Here is a 3,906-nt window from a genome sequence, read left to right on the forward strand (position 1 = left end):
CGCGCTCGAAATCAGACCGTTATTATTCAGTGATTCCAGTATGCGGATGTTATCAGTGTAATGTGTAAGCGGTGGGTGCTGATGTGACCATGCTAAAACGGCATATTGCACCATAAATTCAATATCAACGATACCTCCCTCGCCTTGTTTAAGGTCAAATTCGGTATTTTTATTTACGCCAAGCAGTAAGTGCTCCCGCATTTTCTGGCGCATAGCGATGACTTCTTCGGCAAGTGCCGCCTGCTGCCGCGTTTTACACAGGATCTGCCTACGCAAATCGTCGAATTTTTCCGCCAGCTTAGCGTCACCAGCCACCGCCCTCACCCGGACGAGGGCCTGATGCTCCCAGGTCCAGGCCTGATTTTGCTGATAATCACTAAACGCCGTAAAAGACGAGACTAACAAACCGGAATTGCCCGACGGCCGCAAGCGCATATCCACCTCATAAAGGGCGCCAAGCCGCGTCGTGGTGGTCAAAATATGAATTATGCGCTGACCGAGACGGGTGAAAAACGTGCCGGCGTCAACTTGTCGGTCGCCGTCGGTCATTGCGCTTGACGGCAAATCGTGGAGAAACACCAAATCAAGATCTGAGCCGTAACTAAGTTCGATACCGCCCAACTTGCCATAGCCCAGCACCACAAAGTGGCGCTGATCATCACCTGCCGGCACTGGGCTACCGTGCTTATCGATCAAATTCTGCCAAGCGATATCCAAGACCGCAGCCAGCACCACCTCGGCAATCGCGGTGAGGTAATCACTCACTTTCATCAAAGGCAGACTATCCGTGACCTCCGAGGCCGCCACGCGGAGTACATGTGCGAGCCGGAAATAGCGCAGCGCCTCCATTTGCGCCTCGAGATCGTCGCCTTCGATGCGCAGTAAGCGCTGGCGCAACTCGCTCGTTAAACCGTCTTTGTCTGGCATGGAATACAGGCTGCGGGCATCGAGCAGCTCATCGAGCAATACCGGATGCGCCGCCAGCTGCCGGGCTATCCAAGGGCTGGCGTCGCAGAGCTCTACCAAGCGGCCACGTGCGCCGGGGTTTTCGATGAGTAAAACCAAGTAGGCGGTACGACGCAGCACGGCTTCGATAAAAGGAATCAGCCGCAACAGGGTTTCGGTTGGTGCGGATACCCCACACAAATCTTCCAGCAACAACGGCAGCAAACCATAGAGACGATCGCGACCCCGACCTTGCATGCGCTGCACACTCGCGCCTTTGAGTAGGGCAACCAATAAACGTGCAGCTTCGTCGGCGGCATCGAAACCCGCTTCTTCAAGGGTAGCGCGCACCACGTCTTGATGAAGATCATCAAGCATCGAGCGCCAGCGCTGGTGGCTCAGGTGTGGTCGCTCAACATCGGTTTCTACCGGCGCGATAACATTAGCAAAACAGTGACTCACGCGCTGGCGATGTTCACTTAGCGCCGCCACAAACGCCGCCCAATCGCCCGTAAAACCCATCGCTAAAGCAAGTGCACAGCGCTCGCTGTCACTGCTAGGTAACTGTTGAGTTTGCTGGTCGCGCGCGGCTTGAATAGCATGTTCGGTATTACGTAAAAAACGATACGCTTCGATTAATTCAGACACCACATCAACGGGTAAATACTGCTGCTTGGCTAACTCCTGCAAAATTGTCTGCAATTCTAAGGCCTGCAGAGGGAGTTCTTGGCCGCCGCGAATAAGCTGAAAGCACTGTGCAATAAATTCAATTTCGCGAATCCCACCAGCACCCAGTTTGATATTGTCTTGCAACTGGCGACGCAGCACCTCACGCTGAATCATGCCCTTCATTTCTCGCAGGGACTCAATAGCGGAGAAATCCAAATAACGCCGGTACACAAAGGGCCGCAGCTGCGCCAGCAATTGCGCGCCAGCAGTGCGATCGCCAGCAATACAGCGTGCTTTAATTAGCGCATAGCGCTCCCAGTCGCGGCCCTGGTCTTGGTAGTACTCTTCCAGCGCGTCAAAACTGATGACCAGCGGGCCGCTCTGGCCGTAGGGCCGCAGACGCATGTCTACGCGAAATACAAAACCATCGGCGGTGCGGGTATCCAGTGCCTTGATTAGACGCTGACCGAGGCGAATAAAGAATTCTTGGTTATCGACACTGCGGGCCGCCCCCGCCGTTTCCCCCGCTTCCGGATAGGCAAATATAAGGTCAATATCCGAGGACAAATTAAGTTCGCCAGCCCCTAATTTACCCATGGCAATCACAACTAATTGCTGGGGAGTACCGGCTTTCGATTGCGGCTGACCGCGCTCCTCACACAATTGCCGGTGCAGGAAATCCAGAGCCACATCCACACAGGCCTCGGCCATATGCGACAGGTCGGCAACGGTTTCTTCCATTTCCGCCAAACGATTGAGGTCGCGCCAGACAATGCGCAGCCAGTGGCGATTACGAAACTGCCGCAGCACCCGAGCGAGATCCTCAGCGCTGCTGCAGGTGGCACACTCGGCAAGTAATTCATTGCGCCAACTATCAGCGGCTACGCTATTCGCGAGCAGCGCTTTGTCGTCAAGTGCGGGTAGCCACTCAGGGTGACGAACACACAGATCAGCGAGTGCTGGACTGCAGGCGAACGCCCGCAGTAGCTCAATCCGCCGACTCGACGCGGCGAAGTCACAATACCACTGCCTCGCGGCATTTAATTCCGAGGTATCACAGCGTTCAAGTACGCTCTGCCAGCGCTGCACAACATCGCCATTAAGCGGCTCGGGCAGTTCCCCAGCCTGCAGCCCCAAGATCTCTGCTGACACCATGCGCCCCCTTCTTTATCGTTATTGAGTTTGCACTGGCGGCGCCACTCGCAATACTTCAGCGATGGTGGTTTCGCCTCGTGCTACTTTCTGAGCGCCACTTAGGCGCAAGGTTCGCATGCCGTTTTTCATCGCTAAACGGCGTAAATTATCTAACTCAATATCATCGCCGATGGCACTTTGAATTGAACCTTCAACCGGCAGAATCTCATAAATTCCCTGACGACCATAAAAACCAGTGTTGCGGCATTCTAAGCACCCAGGCGCATGAAACACCTGTTTTGGTGGCGTCACCTTCCACGGCGCGGTTAAGGTCGTCCAGTCTATGTCATTTAGCTCAACCGCTTCTTTGCAGTGCGGGCACAGCGTGCGCACTAGGCGCTGGGCCATCACGCCGAGCACCGTGGCGCGAATCAAGTACGCGGGCACCCCTAGCTCTAGCAAGCGCGTCACCGCAGACGGCGCATCATTAGTATGCAGCGTTGAGATCACCAAATGACCGGTAAGCGCCGCCTGTATCGCCATTTCGGCGGTTTCTAAATCGCGAATTTCACCAATCATGATGATGTCAGGGTCTTGACGCAGCAGCGCCCGCACGCCACCGGCAAAATCGAGATTAATATTGTGTTGCACCTGCATTTGATTAAAGGCGTCTTCCACCATTTCAATCGGGTCTTCAATGGTGCAGACATTCACTTCGGAGGTGGCGATTTGCTTGAGGCTAGAGTACAAAGTGGTGGTTTTACCAGACCCAGTGGGGCCGGTCACCAAGACAATACCGTGCGCCGAGCGGATCATGCCGTCCCAGCGCTGGCGGTCCTCTCCGCGCAGACCCAATTCATCAAAGCTGCGCAGCAATACCTCGGGATCAAAGATCCGCATCACCATTTTTTCGCCAAAAGCAGTGGGCAGGGTCGATAAGCGCAACTCAATTTCATCGCCACCCGGGTTTTTGGTTTTCAAACGACCATCCTGGGGGCGGCGCTTCTCGGCGACGTCCATCCGGCCGAGAATTTTTAAACGGCTCACCACCGCGGTGAGCACCGTAGCCGGGAGTTCATAAACATTATAAAGCACGCCGTCGATACGAAAGCGGACATTACCCTGCTCACGGCGCGGCTCAATATGTATATCGCTGGC

2 protein-coding genes are annotated in these 3,906 nt (G+C 54.9%); both read right to left on the reverse strand.

The window, feature by feature from the left end; translation table 11 throughout:
- Nucleotides 1-2,769 (reverse strand): bifunctional [glutamate--ammonia ligase]-adenylyl-L-tyrosine phosphorylase/[glutamate--ammonia-ligase] adenylyltransferase (glnE, locus tag ABYT30_RS16755; RefSeq protein WP_373097583.1); only part of this gene is annotated, 2,769 nt, incomplete at its 3' end.
- A gap of 18 nt (nt 2,770-2,787) precedes the next feature.
- A partial coding sequence (locus tag ABYT30_RS16760; RefSeq protein ID WP_373097584.1) for a GspE/PulE family protein occupies nt 2,788-3,906 on the reverse strand: 1,119 nt, incomplete at its 5' end.

Origin of the sequence: Zhongshania sp. (assembly GCF_041623545.1) — a bacterium.
Classification (GTDB): domain Bacteria; phylum Pseudomonadota; class Gammaproteobacteria; order Pseudomonadales; family Spongiibacteraceae; genus Spongiibacter.